Genomic DNA, 19,631 nt, shown 5'->3' on the forward strand with positions numbered 1-19,631 from the left:
TGAAATAAGGCTCCTTTAGGGAGCCTGTTTTTTTATCTGGTTTTATTTTATCCGTTGTTGCAACAGCGCTAAGCAATCTTGGGCGCTGAGTGGTTTACTCAACAGGAAGCCCTGTACTTGATCGCAGCCTTGTAGCGCCAAGAAGTTCAGCTGCTCTTGGGTTTCGACCCCTTCCGCCACCACATTTAACTCTAGGCTGTGGGCGAGGGCGATAATCGCGCTTGTAATGGCCGCATCGTCGGGGTCGTTGGTAATGTCGCGCACAAACTCACGGTCGATTTTTAAGGTGTCGATAGGGAAACGTTTAAGATAACTCAAGCTCGAGTAGCCAGTACCGAAATCATCCACCGCGATGGTTAAGCCTAGTGCCTTGAGTTTAGATAGGATATTAACCGACTCCTGCGGATTACCCATGATCATCGACTCGGTTAATTCCAGCTCGAGCGCCTTGGCGGGTAGGCCGGATACAGCGAGAGCCACTTCGATGGTCGAAATAATATCGGCCTTCAACTGCCTGGCCGAAAGGTTCACCGCCATGCTGATATCGCCAAAACCTAGCTCATTCCACTCAGCGAGTTGCTGGCAAGCGTGGTTGATCACCCAATGGCCAATTTGGTTAATGATGCCGGTTTCCTCCGCCAGCGGAATAAACTCGGCGGGCGAGATTGGGCCTAGTTCGCAATGTTGCCAGCGCAGCAATGCCTCAAGCCCTGTGAGTGAGCCATTGCGTAAACAAAACTTGGGCTGATAAACCAAGCTTAATTCATTGCGTGAGATGGCCTGTTTAAGCCCTGCCTCAAGTTGCACATGGCGCGTTGCCATCTCATTGAGTTTATTGGTATAAAATTGAAAGTTATTCCGACCTAGCGCCTTGGCGTGGTACATGGCGGTGTCGGCAAACTTGATCAGCGAATCCACATCTTCCGCATCGTTGGGATACAGGCTGATACCAATCGAGGTTGAGATAGTCAGGGACTTATCATCGAGTAAGAAGGGCGCCTGAAAGGCTTTGAGCACTTTCTCTGAGATCAGCGTCGCCGCCTTGGTTTTCGCCACACCTTCCAAAATAATGGTAAATTCATCGCCGCCTAAACGGGCCACCGTATCCCCTTCGCGAACAGCACTTTGCAGCCTGTGGGCTACGGCTTTGAGCAGCAGATCGCCAATATGGTGCCCCATTGAGTCATTGATATGCTTAAAGCGGTCGAGGTCTAAAAACAGCAGGGCGACGATATTATTCGATCTATGGGCTTGAGATATGGCGTGGTTGAGCCTGTCCTGGAACAAGGTGCGATTCGGCAGCCCTGTCAGAGTATCGAAGCTGGCGAGGAAGCGGAGATCCTCTTCGGCCTTTTTACGTTCTGTAATATCGGTAAACACCGCCACAAAGTGGCTGGTTTCCCCTTTCACATCGATAACTTGGTTGATCTCAAGCCATACTAGAATCGCCTTGCGTGCCTTGTTGCGGATCCAAATTTCACCCGCCCAATGTTTATGGCGCAGCAGTTGCTGCTCAATGCCATTGAAGAGATCTCGCTGTTGTCGGCTGTAGGCTAAGTGAATTAAATATTTATCGCTGATTTGCCGCTCCGAATATCCGGTAATAGCGCTAAAGGCGGGGTTTACCGAGCGGATACGATAGTCCAAACCTGCCACTACAACGGCTTCGTTCATGCTGTTAAGCACTTGAGAAGAGAGGACTAGCTCGTTTTCGATCAACTTACGCGAAGTGATATTACGGGTGGTGCCCGTCATACGAACGGGTCTGGCCAGCTCATTGGTTTCGACTACTTTGCCGCGCTCAAGGATCCACAGCCAGTTACCCGGTGAATGCTCGATGCGATATTCCATTTCAAAAAATGGTGTGCGCCCCTGTAGATGGTCGGTCAACACTTGTTTAAACCGCTCCCTATCCTCAGGGTGGGCATTGTCGTGCAACAGTGTGTGGCTACTCCACTGGGAAACCGGAATATCCGTATGGGTTCGATAGACCTGCTGCTCTTGGATATTCCAATCCCACATGCCATCGCCCGAAGCCCAGAGTGCCAATTTTAGCCGCTCTTCGGAGGCGCGGATGCTGGTTTCAAACTCTTGTTGCTGCTGGCGTTTTTGCTTACGCCACCGATAGATAATGACCAATAAGGCTAATGCCAGTAACCCATAAAGCACATAGGCAAATTGAGTGCGGTAGAAGGGGGCGTTTACACTTAAATCGACCAACAACGCATAATTACCTTCGTTGTTGTACTCCAAGGAATGCCGTACATGCAGCACATAATAGCCTGGTTCGATATTGGTAAAAGTGATTTCATTCCCCGTGGGTAAATCGTGCCATTGGTTATCGAAACCCTCGAGGTAGTAGCTAAAACGGTTTTTGCCCGTGTAGCTAAAATCCATCGATGTGACCTCAAAGCTGACCAATTGGTCAGCGTAGTTCATCACGATTTGCGGCGGGTGGCTAAGATCGAGGATGGTGTGTTTTTCACCAGCAATCTTATAGGCGGTGAGTGCGACTCGGGCTTCGCCCCGTTTGTCGGGCAATGCTTTAGGATTAAAGCGATTGATCCCGTTAATGCCGCCAAACCAGAGGTCGCCATCTTGATCTTTGAGTTTCACGCCACCGTTAAATTCCAGCGCCTGCAGGCCTTCTTGCTCGTTAAAATTGATGACTTTGCCACTGATGGGATTTAACTTGCCGATGCCCGCATTACTACTAAACCAAATATGATGATCGGCATCCTCCAGCAGGGCGTAAATGGTGTCGCTGGGCAGACCTTGCTCACGGGTATAATCCTTAAATATCGGAGTGTCGGCTTGTGCCGATAAGCGGCTCATACCGCCATGGGTCGCAAACCAGATGTCGCCATTACTGGCGACTAAAATGTCTCTAATTCGATTGTTGATAATGCTATTTTTGTCATGGGGGTCGTGGTAAAACGCTTCCCCTTTCCCCGTTTGCATATCCAGTTTAACTAAACCATTGAGTGAGCCAATCCACAGTGTAGTGTTATCCACTCTCAGGGTGAGCAGAATATTTTGCTCGGGGTGAAAGTTATCAATATTGGTGATGGAGACGGGCGTAAACTCATCATTCTCTGAGGCTTTTCGATACAGGGCATGGGTAGTCGCAACCCACAGCCTGTTGTGGTCATCTAGCGCTAAACTACGGATATGGTTAGCTTCTGTGGAGGTATCTCGATTATCGGAAACCTTTAATAGACTAAAGTCACCGCTAGAACTTAGGCGGCCCAGCCCATAGTTACTGGCAAACCAGAGCGTGCCTTGCTGGTCTTGAACAATGGAGCGCACGGTCAGGTTTAAATTTTGCGCCTTAAGGCCTAAGGCGTTGGCAAAAAAGGAAGTGTAATGCTCGTACTGAGTGTGATTGAAGGCGAGCCGCTTGAGTCCTGCGCCTTCGGTCCCTATCCATAGAGCGTTATCTTGGCTACGGTAAATGGAGCGAATATTATTACTTTGTAGGGGAAATTCTGTTGAGTATTCAGATAAATGCTGAAAATACTGCCGACGGGTATTGATCTTATTCAGCCCCGAATAACTCGCGCCAATCCATAGGTTGCCAAACGAGTCCTCTAACAGACAAAGCATATTGTTTTCGCTGATGCTCGTGGGGCGCTTGGTATCGTACTTATGGTAGGCCGCGACAAAATGTTCACCTTCACGATCTAGCTGGATCAAACCCGCCTCAGGCCCCACGACCCAAAACTGCCCTTGGGGTGTTTGGATAAAGTCTTTGATGTAAGGGACATTATGCTCTGTTTGCCAGAGTACTTGTCCCTGCTGTGATACCAGATCATAGTGCCAGAGCTGATTGCCAAGGGCCAAGGTAATGGCGCGGGTCGAATTCGCCTTGATCTGATAGGCCACCACATCCTGAGGTACATTGAGTCGGCTGATGGTATTGGCCGTCACGGCAAAGGTGCCACTGGCCTTAGTGCCCGCCAGCAAATAGGTGTTATCCACATTGGCTAAGCTGGTAATTTGGGGTTCGATACTTGTCCCCAGTGACACTTGGGTAATTCTGTTGGTACGGGTGGAGAGCGAAAATAGTCCGCCCTGTGTACCAATCCACAGCGTATTGCCGACAATGTTGAGTTTAGTGACTCTAGGGTCGGTCAGGCCTTGCTCGACACCGAAGCGTTCAAAGGTGCCGGTTTTTAAATCTAAACGGTTGATCCCTTGGCTAAAAGTGCCAACCCAAATATAGCCATGTGCATCTTGAATAATGTCTGATACATAGCTTTCGGAAATGCTCTTAGGATCGTTCGGCGAGTGGATAAAGAGATTGAAGTTGTAACCGTTGTAGCTGTGTAATCCATCCTGAGTACCAATCCAGAGCATGCCTGCGCTGTCCATAAACAGGCTGGTAATGGTATTTTGATTTAAGCCTTCTTCGCTGCGGATATGTTCAAATTTCAGCTGTGTGTTAGCCGCATTTAAGGGTAATGCCAAGCCTGTAAGCGGCGCTCCAGATAAGCCAAGAAGACAGAGCGCGGCGAAGAAAAGTTTAAGGATTGGATGGCTCAAAGTTACCCCTATCAAAACCCATTAACCCAAAACTGGGCGGTATAGTGCACTTACCTTGGGGATGCCGCGTATAGTGCAACAAAGACGCGAGCTCAGCTAAATATCAAATTAATAATCAGTATATTCACGGATTTACAGGACGCAAAATGTGGCTTGTGATTATCTTGCTATCGAGGGGGAGTTTAGCAGTTTTTACCGAATGCCAACATATTGGGATTTGCCTAATGCCGAAATAAAAAAAGACCTTGCCGGAAGGGGGAGAAGCAAGGTCTTTGGTTGAACGCTTTTCTTGGCTTAAGCCGCCGGTACGCGAACAAAGCCTTCCATCAGCACACGGGCGCTACGGCTCATAATGGCTTTGACGACAGTCCATTCGCCGTTTGTTTGCATGGCCTGAGCGCCGACGCGAAGGGTGCCTGAAGGGTGGCCAAAACGTACCGCTTCCTTCTCACCACCGCCTGCCGCGAGATTGACTAAAGTGCCGGGAATCGCCGCCGCTGTGCCAATCGCCACGGCGGCTGTGCCCATCATCGCATGGTGTAATTTGCCCATGGATAGGGCGCGTACCAGCAGATCGATCTCCTCTGCCGCTACGGCTTTTCCACTGGATGACACATAGTTTTTCGGCTTAGCAACAAAGGCAACTTTTGGCGTATGTTGGCGCGAAGCTGCTTCATCAATATGCTTGATAAGCCCCATGCGCACCGCGCCATGGGCACGAATGGTTTCAAACTTGGCTAGAGCGGTATTATCGCTGTTGATATCGTCCTGCAGCTCACTGCCCGTGTAACCTAAGTCTTCGGCATTGATAAAGATGGTCGGAATTCCGGCGTTAATCATGGTCGCATTAAAGCTGCCAACACCAGGCACTTCGAGCACATCCACCAAGTTACCCGTAGGGAACATGCTGCCACCATCGCCGTCTTCGTCAGCGGCGGGGTTCATAAATTCGATTTGCACTTCGGCGGCGGGGAAGGTCACGCCATCCAGCTCAAAATCCCCCGTCTCCTGTACTTCACCATTTGTGATAGGGACATGAGCAATAATGGTTTTGCCAATATTGGCCTGCCAAATACGCACTGTGCAGACGCCGTTTTGCGGGATGCGCGCAGCGTCAATAAGTCCATTGCTGATAGCAAAAGCGCCCACGGCGGCGGTTAAGTTGCCGCAGTTACCGCTCCAATCGACAAAGGGTTTGTCGATAGACACTTGGCCAAACAGATAGTCGACATCGTGGTCGGCTTGGCTGCTTTTAGACAGGATCACGGTTTTGCTGGTGCTTGAGGTGGCGCCGCCCATGCCATCAATTTGCTTACCATAGGGGTCGGGACTGCCAATCACGCGAAGGAGCAGGGCATCTCGAGCTGGGCCGGGAACTTGGGCTGCTTCGGGTAAGTCCTGTAAACGGAAAAACACCCCTTTACTGGTACCTCCGCGCATATAGGTGGCGGCAACTTTAATTTGGGGCGGAAACGGATTCTTGCTCATGCTATTAACTCCAAGGGGAATAGCGAAAAGGTTAGCGTTGATATAGGCGGCAAGCTTGTCGGCATTGCCGCCTTTTAGCGCGAGTCTTACTTCAGATTCGACTCTAAAAAGTCCTGCGCAAAACGCTGTAACACGCCGCCTGCCGAGTAGATAGACACTTCTTCTGCGGTATCTAACGGCAAGTTACTGGCACTTCGACGCGCTCGCCGTTTTTACGGCTAATCACGACCGTGAGATCCGCTCTTGGCGCGATTTCACCATAAACGTCAAACACTTCGGTACCATCTATGCCATAGGTAGCGCGATTCTCGCCTGCCTTAAACTCCAGCGGTAACACGCCCATGCCGACTAAGTTAGTGCGGTGAATACGCTCGAAGCCTTCGGCGACAATGGCCTCAACACCCGCTAAGCGCACGCCTTTTGCAGCCCAGTCTCGGGATGAACCCTGACCATAGTCGGCGCCAGCGATAATGATCAGCGGTTGTTTGCGATCCATATAGGTTTCAATGGCTTCCCACATGCGGGTCACTTGGCCTTCTGGCTCGATACGTGCCAGTGAGCCTTGCTTAACTTTGCCATCGACAACCGCCATCTCGTTTTTGAGTTTGGGGTTGGCGAAGGTGGCACGCTGGGCGGTTAAATGGTCGCCCCTGTGGGTCGCGTAGGAGTTAAAGTCTTCCTCTGGTAGGCCCATCTTGTGCAGATATTCGCCCGCCGCGCTGTCCATCATAATCGCGTTCGAGGGTGATAAATGGTCTGTGGTGATGTTGTCACCCAGCACGGCCAATGGGCGCATGCCCTTGAGGGTGCGCTCACCCGCTAATGCGCCTTCCCAGTAAGGAGGACGGCGGATATAGGTCGATTGTGGACGCCAGTTGTACAGTGGGCTGACCTTATCGCCATAGTCGACGCTCAGGTCGAACATCGGCTCGTAAACTTTGCGGAACTGCTCTGGCTTCACGCTTGCTGCAATCACGGCATCGATTTCGGCATCCGTTGGCCAAATATCGATAAGGCGAACTGGATTACCGTCTTTATCGTGGCCGAGTACATCCTTCTCGATATCGAAGCGGATGGTACCTGCGATTGCATAGGCGACGACTAATGGCGGTGATGCGAGGAAAGCTTGCTTAGCGTAAGGGTGAATACGGCCGTCGAAGTTACGGTTACCGGATAATACGGCGGTGGCGTAAAGATCGCGGTCGATCACTTCCTGCTGAATAACCGGGTCGAGTGCGCCGCTCATACCGTTACAGGTGGTGCAGGCAAAACCGACGATACCGAAGCCTAATGACTCCAGCTCTGGCAGCAAGTTGGCTTCTTCTAAATACAGTTGTACCGCCTTAGAGCCGGGGGCGAGTGAGGTTTTCACCCAAGGTTTACGGCTTAAGCCTTTGGCATTGGCGTTACGTGCCAGCAGGCCCGCGGCAATCACGTTGCGTGGATTACTGGTGTTGGTGCAGCTAGTGATGGCCGCAATAATCACTGCGCCATCTGGCATCAGGCCTGGCTCGTTTTCAACTACGCCGCTGATGCCGCGCGCGGCCAGTTCTGAAGTCGGAACGCGAGCATGGGGATTCGATGGGCCAGCAATGGTGCGCACTACCGATGACAGGTCAAAATGCAGGGTACGTGGGTACTCGGCCTGCTTGAGATCATCGCTCCACAAACCTGTGGTCTTGGCATAGGTTTCAACCAGCTTCACTTGCTCGTCGCTACGACCCGTGAGGGTTAAGTAGTCTAGCGTCTGTTGGTCGATATAGAACATGGCGGCGGTGGCGCCAAATTCTGGCGTCATGTTAGAGATAGTCGCGCGATCGCCAAGTGTTAAAGCCTCTGCGCCTTCGCCGAAGAACTCAAGGTAAGAAGAAACTACTTTTTCCTTACGCAGGAATTCGGTCAAGGCTAATACGATATCGGTGGCGGTAATGCCTGGTTGAGGCTTGCCTGTGAGCTCAACGCCGATAATGTCGGGCAGACGCATATAAGAGGCGCGACCTAACATCACGCTTTCGGCTTCAAGACCGCCCACGCCGATGGCAATAACACCCAGTGCATCTACGTGTGGCGTATGGCTGTCGGTGCCCACTAAGGTATCGGGGAAGGCCACGCCATCACGGGCATGGACCACGGGTGACATACGCTCCAGGTTGATCTGGTGCATGATGCCGTTGCCCTGTGGGATCACATCGATGTTTTTAAACGCTTTTTGAGTCCAGTTGATAAAGTGGAATCTGTCTTCGTTGCGTCTATCTTCGATGGCGCGGTTTTTCGCAAAGGCATCCTTATCGAAACCACCATATTCCACCGCCAGGGAATGGTCGACAATCAGCTGGGTCGGAACCACAGGGTTAACCTGCGCCGGATCGCCACCCTTAGCGGCAATCGCATCACGCAGCCCCGCTAAGTCTACCAGCGCGGTTTGCCCTAAAATATCGTGGCACACTACACGCGCAGGGAACCATGGAAAATCCAGTTCCTGTTTTGATTCAATAATTTGTTTTAGTGAGTCAGTGAGTGCTTCAGGCTCGCAGCGACGCACTAAGTTTTCTGCTAACACACGTGAGGTGTAGGGCAGTTTAGCGTAGGCGCCGGGGCTGATGGCTTCAACGGCTTCACGGGTATCGAAATAGTCGAGTGCTGTGCCTGGTAAGGGCTTGCGATAGAGGCGATTCATAGCTGTGGTCATAGTGGTAATGTCCGTACCTATTTGTACTTCGGTGGCCGCTATCGCAGCCACATAGGGTAAATTCGGCTCTTTTATTAAGGCATTAGACCTAAAGAGCTCATGCGGAACTGACGCTTAGTGCCAGTTCCTGTTGTGTTATTAACGCTCTGCAATCGGCACGACTTTACGTAGCGCTACACCCACATAGTCGGCACTTGGACGAATAATGCGGTTGTTTGAACGCTGTTCCATCACGTGCGCCGTCCAGCCAGTTACCCGTGAACAAACGAAGATCGGGGTAAACAGCTTGGTTGGAATGCCCATGAAGTGGTAAGCACTGGCGTGGAAGAAGTCGGCGTTACAGAAGAGTTTCTTCTGTTCCCACATCAGGGCTTCACAGGCGACCGACACACGGTAGAGGCGATCATCGCCGTAATCGGCGGCCAGCTTTTCAGACCATTCTTTGATGATGGCGTTACGTGGGTCTGACTCACGGTAAATGGCGTGACCAAAGCCCATGATCTTCTCTTTACGCTCGAGTTTACCCATGAGCACATCGCGGGCATCGGCTTCGTCTTTCATGTCTTGGATCAGTTCCATCGCCGCTTCGTTAGCGCCGCCGTGCAGTGGACCACGCAGTGAGCCGATAGCACCAGTGACGCAGGAATGCATGTCTGACAGAGTCGATGCACACACACGGGCGGTAAAGGTTGAAGCGTTAAACTCATGCTCCGCATACAGAATTAACGATACGTCCATTACCTTAGCGTGCAGCGCTGATGGGGCTTTGCCGTGCAGCAGGTGCAGGAAGTGAGCACCGATTTGCTCATCATTGGTTTCGGTTTCGATGCGTACACCATCGTGGCTAAAGCGATACCAGTAGCAGATGATCGATGGGAAGGCCGCCAGTAAACGGTCGGCAATTTGGCTTTGCTCGCTAAAGCTGTGCTCGGCTTCGAGGTTACCCAGCATAGAGCAACCGGTACGCATGACATCCATTGGATGGGCGTCGGCAGGAATACGCTCTAATACTTCTTTTAATGCCTGTGGCAGGCCGCGCATACCCTTAAGTTTGGTCTTGTAAGCTTCGAGTTGTGCTGTGGTTGGCAGCTCACCGTAGAGGATGAGGTGGGCGACTTCTTCAAAGGTGGCGTTTTCGGCCAAGTCCTTCACATCGTAACCACGGTAGGTCAGGCCGCTGCCCGATACACCTACGGTACTTAATGCGGTCTCACCCGCGCTCTGGCCACGTAATCCTGCACCACTTAATTTTTTTGCGTCTGACATAATCCTTCCCTTCCGTTAACGCTATGGTTATTGCAGACAGGCTCAAAATTGGCCGTCTACCTTTTTGGTTAAAGCTGCATAATGTTGGCGAAATACTCGTTTCGACCTTATGTAGGGTTGCAGCGTGTCGGTGATGCGTGAGTCGTTATTTGAGGTCACGGCTCGCGCATCTGGGTATCAGTAACAACGCGAAGTCTAAGCTTCTACTGACGTCCATGGTCTGTACTTATCTTTTACTTATCTTGGCTAAACAATTGATCTAACTTGTCTTCAAAGGCGTGGTAGCCCAAGTATTTATACAGATCCGCACGGGTCTGCATAGTGTCTAAGACATTGCGTTGATGACCATCATTCATCAGCGCTTGCATCACTTTCAGTGCGGCTTGGTTAGCGGCGCGGAAAGTGCCGAGTGGGTAAAGCACCATGTCGGCGCCCGCTTCGGCGAGTTCTTCTTTGTTGAACAATTGGGTTTGGCCAAATTCGGTCATGTTCGCCAGAATTGGTGCGTTAACCTGCGCCTTGAAGTGACGGTATTGGTCCAGCTCAGTTAAGGCTTCGGCGAAAATCATATCGGCACCCGCGGCGATATAGGCTTTTGCACGTTCGATACCCGCTTCTAAACCTTCAACGGCAACCGCATCGGTGCGCGCCATGATCACAAAGTTAGGATCGGTACGGGCATCGACGGCGGCCTTGATACGGTCAACCATTTCCTCTGTGCTGACGACCGCTTTGTTGGGTCTGTGGCCACAACGCTTTTGTGACACTTGGTCTTCCATGTGCACCGCGGCAACACCTGCTTTTTCAAATTCTTTAATGGTGCGGGCGATGTTGAAAGCGCCGCCCCAACCTGTGTCGATATCGACCAGCAGTGGCAGTTGGGTTGCAGAAGTGATACGGCCTGCATCGATCAGCACGTCGTTCATCGAGGTCATGCCTAAATCCGGTAAACCGTAGGAGGCGTTCGCTACGCCTGCGCCCGACAGATACAGGGCCTGGAAACCCGTTTGCTCCGCCATCAGGGCGAAATAGGCATTGGTGGTGCCGACGATTTGCAGCGGTTTTGAGTTAGCAAGAGCTTGGCGAAAACGTAATCCTGCGCTTTGGGTCATGGTCTTGTCCTTATCCTATTTAGGGTACTGAGTGTTCAGCATTGGATGCTTATGGGCCGCAACGCCTTAGTTAATATTGGCTAAGGTTTCTTTCGCGGCGGCGTTAGCTTGTAATTCAATCAAGCGTAATTCGGTATTTTTACGGCCTTGCTCAATATGGCGACGCATCAACAGACTGGCGAGTTCACCATCACGCTGGGCGATGGCTTCGACGATACGTCTATGTTCGGCAATGGCTTTTACAGGGCGGTTCTTATTAGTGCATTGATAGCGATACATCCGCAGCAGGTGGTAAAGCCCACCAATTAAGGTTTCTTGCAGATGCTTATTGCCGCTGGCTTGGATAATTTGGTAATGGAAGTCGACATCGCCTTCCTCTTGGAAATAGGTATCGCCATTGGCCAGCGCGGTTTCTTGCACGGCGAGCAGGTCTTGCAGCTTCGCCAGCTGTTCCGGGGTAATACGGCTGGCGGCGAGTTCGCAGGCCATGCCTTCGAGCACGCTACGCAATTGATATAAATCGTTTAACTCACTCACTGTGAGTTGAGCGACTCGGGCTCCTACATGGGGCGCGCGGACAACGAGACGTTGTCTTTCTAAGGTTTGCAGCGCTTCACGGGTCGGGCCGCGGCTGATGCCATATTTTTCGGCGAGGGCTTGCTCGTTGATCTTACTGCCCGCAGGCAGCTCGCCCTTGATGATGCTGGTTTGTATTTGCACCAAAATTTGATCGGCTAAAGTGGTCGACGATTTTTCGCTGGCGAGGGATTTCACCTTATTCGTTGGGCTCGTCGCGGCATGAGCCACTGAGCTTGGGGTGTCATCTGTTGGAAATATGGTCTCTTGCTTCAACATACTGCGCATCACTCGTTGGTTGCTGGATTGTCGACAATGGGTAAAAAATAGTCCCGCCAATGATTATTGTCAACAATATGTTTACTTAGACGTAAGTCTATATTTCTGGTTTTTTTCTTTATTAAGTGTTGTATTTGTTGGTTATTTTGTTTTTTGGTTGATTTTGATAATTTTGTCTTCTCTATTTTGCAATTGATAATTGTCGACAATCTTAGTGTTGAGTGGTGCCTGATGCTCCGATCAAGCACTGCTTTTACCCCATAACGACTTATTGAGTACAATGCTGAGGAGGTATTAGTCGGCACTCACAGGGTGAAGGCTCTTGGGGTTTAGGCATTAGGGGGGCAAGATGGAAAAAATCCTCATTAGCAGTTGTTTGCTCGGGCAGGCGGTACGTTATGACGGTGGCCATAATCTGCTGCAAGACCAGTGGATGCAGCGATGGCAGCGAGAAGGTCGCATAGTGGCGTTTTGTCCCGAATGCGCGGGCGGATTAGCCACACCAAGGCCTGCTGCCGAGCGTGTCGGCGAGGCAGTGCTAACGGCGCAGGGGGAAGATGTGACTGCGGCCTTTCAGTTGGGAGCGCAAAAGGCGCTTGCTCTGGCTCAGGATCAAGGTATTAAGATTGCGATTTTAAAGGCGCGCAGTCCTTCCTGTGGCAATCAACATATTTATGATGGCACTTTCAGTAAACGTTTAATCGCAGGGCAAGGAATGACGGCGGAATTGCTGCAGGCGGCGGGTGTGAGTGTGTTTAATGAAACGGAATTAGCACAAGTGTCAACGAGGCTGGGACAGCTTGAGGCGGAATCAGCGGGCTAGGTTCAGCCTAACCCGCTATCGACTCACTTTACGTTAGTGAAGCTGTGTGTGGGTGCTGGTGGCGCTGTCCGTCAGCTGTCGATGTTGCAGTAACAGCGCATCGATTTGCTCGTCCTTCTCGACCCAAATTTGGTTTAACCAACGCTGAAACTCGACGCGATACTCGGATTCGGCAAAGTAGCGAGTCGCATCGACTTGGGGAACAGGTAAGGCGCGAACTCGCACCACAATCTTATGCACTTTGCCGTTCATCACGCCGAATAACACATCATCCGGCGCATCGGGATACACTAAGGTCACATCCAACAGATTGGTAAATTGCTCACCCATGGCCGACAGGGTAAAGGCAATACCGCCCGCCTTAGGACGCAGTAAATGGCGGTAAGGTGAATCCTGACGCTGGCGTTTGTCTTCGGTAAAACGGCTGCCCTCAACATAGTTGATGATCGAGGTGGGCATATTTTTAAACTTCTCACAGGCGCGGCGAGTGGTGGCTAAATCCTTACCCTTGAGCTTTGGATTTTTCTTGAGTTTTGCCGGGCTGGTTCTGTCCATAAAGGGCATGTCGAGCGCCCAGCAACCTAGGCCCATAATAGGTACATAGATCAGCTCTTTCTTGAGGAAGAACTTCAGCATAGGAATATGGTTACGCAGCAGATAGGTCTGCGCGGCAATATCAAAGCCACTGAGGTGGTTACTGATTAACAAGTACCAGCCGTTTTTATCCAATCCTTCGAGGCCTTGGACGTCCCACTCAATTTTGGCAATCAAATATAAAATACCACCATTGCAGCTCGCCCATGCCCACATAAAACGGTTCATCAGTGCGGTCACGGCGTTGCGCGCACTTTGAGCTGGCATCAGCATTTTCACTACACCACCGAGGCAAACCAAGGTTCCCCAAAGGGCGGTGTTAATGATCAGCAGGCTCAGACTGAGAATAAACAGCACTGGGCCGGGAAGGAAATTCAACATAGAGGTTTTACCTTACTTCTTGGTCCGCTTGGCCAGCCAGTTGGCTGATCACTTGGTCTTTAGCGAGCCAAATGTCGTTCAATTGTTCTTGGAAGCCAATTTTGAAATCACGGTCATTCATGTAGTCGCCACGCATGTCCGGCGCGATATCACTCACTTTGATGTGTACTTTAACCTTTGGCAGCTTGCCTGTCAGGTAGTCCCAAAAGCTAGGGACTGGGCCCGGGTAGTAAATCGCAACATCCACTAACTTGTGGATCTGTTCTCCCATCGCCGATAGCGCGAAGGCCATGCCACCCGCTTTAGGTTTTAACAGATGTTGGAACTGTGAGTTTTGCTTTTTATGTTTAGCCTTAGTAAAGCGCGTACCCTCGACAAAGTTCATCACACTGACGGGCTTTGTCTTAAATTTCGCGCAGGCTTTACGTGTAATTTCAATATCTTTGCCCTTTAGCTTCGGATTTTTCTTCAGCTGTGCCGTGCTATAACGGCGCATAAAGGGAAAGTCCAATGCCCACCACGCCAGTCCTAATACTGGTACATAAAGTAGTTCCTGTTTGAGGAAGAACTTCAGGAAGGGAATGCGGCGGTTAAACACCCGTTGCAGGATTAAAATATCTACCCAAGACTGATGGTTAGCAATCACCATATACCATTCTTTGGTCGAGAATTGGGTGTCACCCGTGAGTTCGACGTCGACTGGGTGCAGCACACGTTCTATCACACCATTGACGCTGATCCAGGCGCTCGCGCAAAAGTCGAGAAAGTAGCTGATGGCCGTTCTCAGTGGTGGCACAGGGATAAGCTTTATCAGGCTGCCGAGCACTATAGGTATAACCCAAAACAAGGTATTCACGACATAGCCTAAGAAGGCAATGCAGCCTTTTAATTGTGAAAACAGCGTCCCCATTAGTGCCTCCTGATAAAAATTGGAGGCCTATGTTACTCGGTGTCGGCGTTTGGCTCAATCTTACGGCAGCTGGTCGGGGCATTTGTTAATACCAATCACGTTAAATATCTAATCAGTTCAGAGCCTCACAGGCATCTCAATCCAAGGCGCATTGACGCAGAAATGGTTATTCCCTTTTAAGTCAATGTAACACGGGAGTGAGATGCTTGTGAGGCTCCCGAAGGGCGGGGTTGAACGTGCTTTATACTGCGTTTAAGGCTTTCGACAGAGCGCCACTATGCCTTCAAGCCTTCGCCTTGTCTAAAGCCCGTTTAATTCCCGCTGAATGAACAGATATTTAATACGATTGGTATAACATTTAGAGCCTCAATACTGCTGGGATAAGCGAGCTAATAGCTTGTCCATGGCGCGATAACCTAAGGCTTGGGCTAAGTGGCGCCGTTCGGTATTGGGGGCTTGTTCCAGATCGGCAATGGTGCGGGCAACACGTTGAATGCGATGAAAACTGCGAACGGATAACCCAAGCTTGACGACACTCTGTTCTAAAAAGCTTAAGTCGGCGTCGCTAAGGCCGCTGAATTGCTTTAGCTGTTTTCCCGAGAGTTCACTGTTGAGTACGCCAGCTCGCGCGAGTTGGCTATCTCGGGCGCGTTTGACTCGTTTAGCGATTTCATCACTGGTTTCGCTGGTACTTGTTGGCTGTGTGAGTGTACCTGCGGGAAGTTTGGGGACTTCGATGGTGAGGTCGAATCTATCTAAAAAAGGCCCCGAGAGTCTGGCGAGATAGCGCTGAACCTGATCGGGTGTGGCGCGGTTCGTCCCTTCAATATCGCCGCTGGGACTGGGATTCATGGCGGCGATCAACTGAAAGCGGCTTAAAAAGGTTAACTTAGCGGCGGCGCGGGAGATCACTACTTCGCCCGTTTCCATGGGTTCACGCAGGCAATCGAGTACCTTGCGGGGAAACTCGGCGACCTCATCTAAAAATAACACGCCGCGATGGGCGAGGGAGATTTCTCCCGGTTTAGGAATGCTGCCTCCGCCGACCAAGGAGATGGACGAACTGGTATGGTGCGGCGCACGAAATGGCCGCTTTAGAAAATCCTGCGGTTTGATATTAATGCCCGCCACCGAATGGATGGCGGCGACCTCTAATGCCTCTTCGTAATTGAGTATGGGCAGTAGCGCCATAATTCGGCTCGCTAACATGGTTTTACCGGTTCCCGGCGGGCCGAGCATCAACAGGTTGTGGTTTCCTGCCGCGGCGATTTCGAGGGCCTGTTTAGCTTGATACTGGCCTATGACGTCGCTGAGGCAAGGCTGGGTGGTTGGCGCCTCATCGCTAATCCATTCGAGCTGTTGCTCAAGCATAGGCAATGGCGCTTGTCCGTGGAGAAATGCGGCTAGGCTTTGCAAATGGGAAGCAAAATAGACTCCGTGATAGCCCACAAGCTCGGCATCGTGGCGATTCTCTAAGGGAAGAATTAACTGATTATTATGACGTTTAGCCGCAATGATGGCGGGCAGTAATCCTTGGCAATGGCGTATCTGCCCCGAGAGCGCGAGCTCGCCGACAAATTCGGTCTTTTTAAGGCTGCTGGCGGGGATTTGCTCCGAAGCCGCCAGAATACCTATGGCGATGGGCAGATCATAACGGCCTCCTTGTTTGGGCAAATCTGCTGGCGCGAGATTAACCGTTATCCTGCGCATGGGGAATTCAAATCCCGCATTGATCAAAGCGCTGCGTACACGCTCGCGCGCTTCTTTAACCGAGGCTTCGGGTAAGCCCACCAGATTAAAGGCGGGTAGACCATTACTGAGATGCACTTCCACTATGACTTCTGGAGCCTCAACACCGCAACTGGCTCGGGTATGCACGCAGGCTATCGCCATAAACAAATCCTTTTGTTGATCTTTTTGCGCAGAATTTGAGTGTAGCAGTAATTCGCCTAAGGGTTTTCAATTCACAGGATCGCTGTCCACCAGAGCAGCAAGCGGCTGACTCAGGCGTTAGTGTTAGCGTGACAGCGTTGGCAGCTTTAACGGTTAAGCGATAGCAAATATTTGATAAAAATGATAAAAAGCCAATATTGGAGCAGTGAGGTAAATATGGATATGTTGTTAGCAGAAAATTCCCCCATTCGTCAGCAGCTACTCGAGCAAAAGCTGGCACAGTTTAAAGACCCCAAGCTTGCCAACGTCCTCTCGGCGTTTATTCGCAGTAGTGTCGATCTCTATCCCTGCGCAAACGAAGACTATGCCCTGTTAGGTAACAGCCGACTGGGTGGATTGCCGGATTTGCCTATAGGCATGGATTATCCGGTGACTTTGGTTGGAAGGGAGGAGATGCTGGATGCTTACGCTGAGGAATTCGACCACACTCGCGAGTATATCGAGGAGCATTATTGCTGGTCGCAGGATTGGGACTGGGACGAGGCGGCGCAGGCCTTCCGTGTGCCCATGCAATTTATTGCACAGCTCAACTGTAGCGACCTGAAGGCGTTTCAATCTTATTTGCCTCGAGAAGGGCGATTATTGTTCTTTTTGGATCGCTGGCGATTCTCGGAAATACTTCGCGGCCATGTCTATTATGTCGCTGAAGATCAGCAACTGAACTCTGGCAAAGCGATTGCCGAACTTAAGTTCGACGATGCTGTATGTGCAAACTATGAGTATGAAGAGGCTTATCAACTTCAGGGAATTGCCAGCATTAAGATGATAGCCCCTGACATGATTAATAGTGACAACCCGCATTTAGTAAGGTTAGCCAAGGCCCGTTTACAAGCGCTGCCTGAACCGCAACAAGCTATGGTGCTAGAGGCCCTAGCGGTTGTGGATGATGAATTGGTACCTGAGTGGCAAGATCAGCTCAAGGGCTATGAGCTGATACAATTGAATGAGCACGGGTTTATCCCTGGTCAGATTCTCACTCAATCGCAATGGGCTAATACCGACTGGCAGTCATCCAACTTTCGGGCATTGCTCGTCCCCGAGCAGCCGCTGCCGTATTACAATGGTATCGCCAGCATTAATGGCCATGGTGATAGCCGCTATAAAGCCCCCGAACTCCACGCTGCGGCTGAATTAGGCGGCAATGCTGAAGATTATCTGGTGCTGTTCAAAGCCGTCTATAGTGAGCACTCTATGCAGTTGAATTTTATTATCCACCGGGATGATTTAGCCTTAGGAAAATTCGACCGCATTTACTGCATTTATGACAACTAGCAGAGCTATAACCAACCTTTTTGCTTGGCGATGCGGGCGGCATCGATTCGGTTGCTCGCATTGAGTTTGGCAATGGCTTCGGATAGATAGTTACGTACCGTGCCTTCGGCAATAAACAGCATCTCGGCTATCTCGGCGGTGGATTTACCTTCACTGGCAAAACGTAGGGCGCGGCGCTCTTTATCATTGAGAGGGTCGACATCGCCAATCGCCATGATTGCCAGCTCAGGATCGATAATCCGCTTACCCGCAATCACTTGTTGAATGGCATGGACTAAGGTTTCCGAGGGCGCATCTTTCAGTAAAAAGCCGCCCACGCCTGCTTCAATGGCGCGTTTTATATAACCTGCGCGGCCAAAGGTGGTAATAACGACAACTTTGGTATGGCTATGCTGTTCTTTAAGCCAAGTTGCCAACTCCAAACCTGTTCTTCCCGGCATTTCGATATCTGTTAGCAGTAGATCGAAATCTTGTTGTTTCAGCAGGTTTAAGGCTTCATCGCCATTGCTGGCTTGGGTAATGGTAAAACCGCCCGCTAGGGTTAACAGTGCTGCGAGCGCGCCGCGCACCATGGCCTGATCTTCCGCGAGAAGAATGTGCATTAATCTGTTGCTCCTTGCAAAGGTAAACTGACGCTAAAGGCGTATCCCTGTTCAAGATCATAGCAAAAATGTCCCCCAAGGCTAGCGAGCCGCTCGCGGATCCCTGTTAGGCCGTTACCCTCGATAATAGGGCTTGTTGGGGCGTTATCTTGCACGTCGACGATAAGGCTATCGGCTTGCTCGCGAAACTGAATGCGGCATTGGCTGGCGCTGCTGTGGCGCAGAATATTATTCACCAGCTCAGTTAACACTAAACCGAGTTGACTCTCTGCTCTGGCGGACAATTTGGGTAACTCGCCTAGCAGCTCCACCGCGATGCCCTTGTCCCTCAGGGAGTGACATAATTGTGTGACGCAGCTGGCCAGCCCTTTATGTTTATAATCTGAGACTGTATGCCTAATTTGGCTCAAGCTCTCCCGAGCGATTTGTCCTAGCTCCTGCAGCTGAGTGGTCGCTAATTGATATTCTTGTTTGGCGAGCAGTTTTTCCGCCAGTTCAGCTTTTAGGGCAATCGATGACAGACTGTGTCCCATGATATCGTGCAAGTCTCTGGCGATGCGTTCCCGTTCAACCATGGTCGCTAAGGTGCTAATCTCCTGCGCGCTTTGTCGCTCCTTTAATCTATGTTGATAACGTTTTTGCTCGGCAATCCCCAGCATGCCAACGCCGAAAACTAACGCCGAGCCATACAGCGGAAAATACAGATTGTTGAACTGACTGAAGTGGTTGAGTAAGAACAATAAAGCCAAAATTCCAAACCAACTTAGCAGGCTGACTCTGAGTGGATAGAAGAAGCCAATAAAGAAGCTGGCAAAGGTAAAGAGAGAAATAGAGCCAGGATTGATGGGTGTTATGGCAATCGCCAGTAATAGCATGACGCTGATGGGTCGATAAGCCACACGAGTATGGCAGCGATAGGCCCAAAAGTAGCTGTAAATAAAGGGAATAAGTACGGCTAAAATGAGTCCAATCTGCCAGCTCGGATAGGGCGTGACAAACAACGGGATCAGGTAAAACGCCAGGTTTATCAGGTAAACCCATGCGATTTTTTGTTCTATTTGCACTGAGTGTTGAGTCATAACGCTTCGCCTAAGGCCAATAGCTGGCTACCGATGGCAGGATTGGCCGCAAACGTCAGCCA

General features: G+C 50.8%; 12 protein-coding genes and 1 pseudogene. 2 read left to right on the plus strand and 11 right to left on the minus strand.

The genetic code is table 11. The features are described 5' to 3' along the window. Positions 1–42 precede the first annotated feature (42 nt). The 6 genes and pseudogenes from ACUZ8J_RS01915 to ACUZ8J_RS01940 form a co-directional block, all read right to left on the minus strand. Positions 43–4,560, minus strand: a complete 4,518-nt coding sequence (locus tag ACUZ8J_RS01915) for an EAL domain-containing protein (protein WP_446692906.1) — start codon at positions 4,558–4,560, stop codon at positions 43–45. A 279-nt stretch (positions 4,561–4,839) separates the two neighbouring features. After that, positions 4,840–6,033, minus strand: a complete 1,194-nt coding sequence (gene prpF / locus ACUZ8J_RS01920; protein ID WP_446692907.1) for a 2-methylaconitate cis-trans isomerase PrpF — start codon at positions 6,031–6,033, stop codon at positions 4,840–4,842. A gap of 86 nt (positions 6,034–6,119) precedes the next feature. Further along, positions 6,120–8,722: pseudogene (gene acnD / locus ACUZ8J_RS01925) on the minus strand (Fe/S-dependent 2-methylisocitrate dehydratase AcnD). 138 nt (positions 8,723–8,860) lie between these two features. Further along, positions 8,861–9,988 carry a bifunctional 2-methylcitrate synthase/citrate synthase gene (prpC, locus tag ACUZ8J_RS01930; RefSeq protein ID WP_011624355.1) on the minus strand — a complete coding sequence of 376 codons (1,128 nt, stop codon included), beginning with the start codon at positions 9,986–9,988 and terminating at the stop codon, positions 8,861–8,863. A 233-nt stretch (positions 9,989–10,221) separates the two neighbouring features. Beyond that, positions 10,222–11,100, minus strand: coding sequence for a methylisocitrate lyase (gene prpB / locus ACUZ8J_RS01935; protein WP_011624869.1), 879 nt, complete (start codon positions 11,098–11,100; stop codon positions 10,222–10,224). A 66-nt stretch (positions 11,101–11,166) separates the two neighbouring features. Next, positions 11,167–11,955, minus strand: coding sequence for a GntR family transcriptional regulator (locus ACUZ8J_RS01940; RefSeq protein WP_109287226.1), 789 nt, complete (start codon positions 11,953–11,955; stop codon positions 11,167–11,169). A gap of 349 nt (positions 11,956–12,304) precedes the next feature. Here ACUZ8J_RS01940 and ACUZ8J_RS01945 point away from each other — a divergent pair, with 349 nt between their 5' ends. After that, entirely contained in the window at positions 12,305–12,778 is a 474-nt protein-coding gene (locus tag ACUZ8J_RS01945; protein WP_446692908.1) for a DUF523 domain-containing protein, read from the plus strand. Between the two features lie 33 nt (positions 12,779–12,811). On the opposite strand, the gene ACUZ8J_RS01950 is transcribed toward ACUZ8J_RS01945, so the two are convergent. From ACUZ8J_RS01950 to ACUZ8J_RS01960, 3 genes are all read right to left on the minus strand, one after another. Then, on the minus strand, positions 12,812–13,753 hold the full coding sequence (locus ACUZ8J_RS01950) for an acyltransferase (RefSeq protein WP_089066753.1): 942 nt from the start codon (positions 13,751–13,753) through the stop codon (positions 12,812–12,814). A gap of 7 nt (positions 13,754–13,760) precedes the next feature. Next, on the minus strand, positions 13,761–14,663 hold the full coding sequence (locus tag ACUZ8J_RS01955; RefSeq protein WP_374919807.1) for an acyltransferase: 903 nt from the start codon (positions 14,661–14,663) through the stop codon (positions 13,761–13,763). Positions 14,664–15,029: 366 nt separating this feature from the next. Further along, entirely contained in the window at positions 15,030–16,556 is a 1,527-nt protein-coding gene (locus ACUZ8J_RS01960; RefSeq protein ID WP_446692909.1) for a YifB family Mg chelatase-like AAA ATPase, read from the minus strand. A gap of 216 nt (positions 16,557–16,772) precedes the next feature. On the opposite strand from ACUZ8J_RS01960, the gene ACUZ8J_RS01965 reads away from it, so the two are divergent. Beyond that, entirely contained in the window at positions 16,773–17,888 is a 1,116-nt protein-coding gene (locus ACUZ8J_RS01965; RefSeq protein ID WP_446692910.1) for a DUF1963 domain-containing protein, read from the plus strand. Positions 17,889–17,893: 5 nt separating this feature from the next. Here ACUZ8J_RS01965 and ACUZ8J_RS01970 read toward each other — a convergent pair whose 3' ends face one another. Both ACUZ8J_RS01970 and ACUZ8J_RS01975 read right to left on the minus strand, forming a co-directional pair. Beyond that, complete coding sequence (locus ACUZ8J_RS01970; protein WP_374916407.1) at positions 17,894–18,490, minus strand: response regulator transcription factor; 597 nt, start codon at positions 18,488–18,490, stop codon at positions 17,894–17,896. Beyond that, a complete protein-coding gene (locus ACUZ8J_RS01975; protein ID WP_446692911.1) occupies positions 18,490–19,569 on the minus strand; it encodes a sensor histidine kinase in 1,080 nt (359 codons plus the stop codon). Before ACUZ8J_RS01975 ends, ACUZ8J_RS01970 begins: the two co-directional genes overlap by 1 nt. Positions 19,570–19,631: the final 62 nt, after the last annotated feature.

The sequence above is a fragment of the Shewanella sp. Koi 1 genome (genome assembly GCF_052907445.1).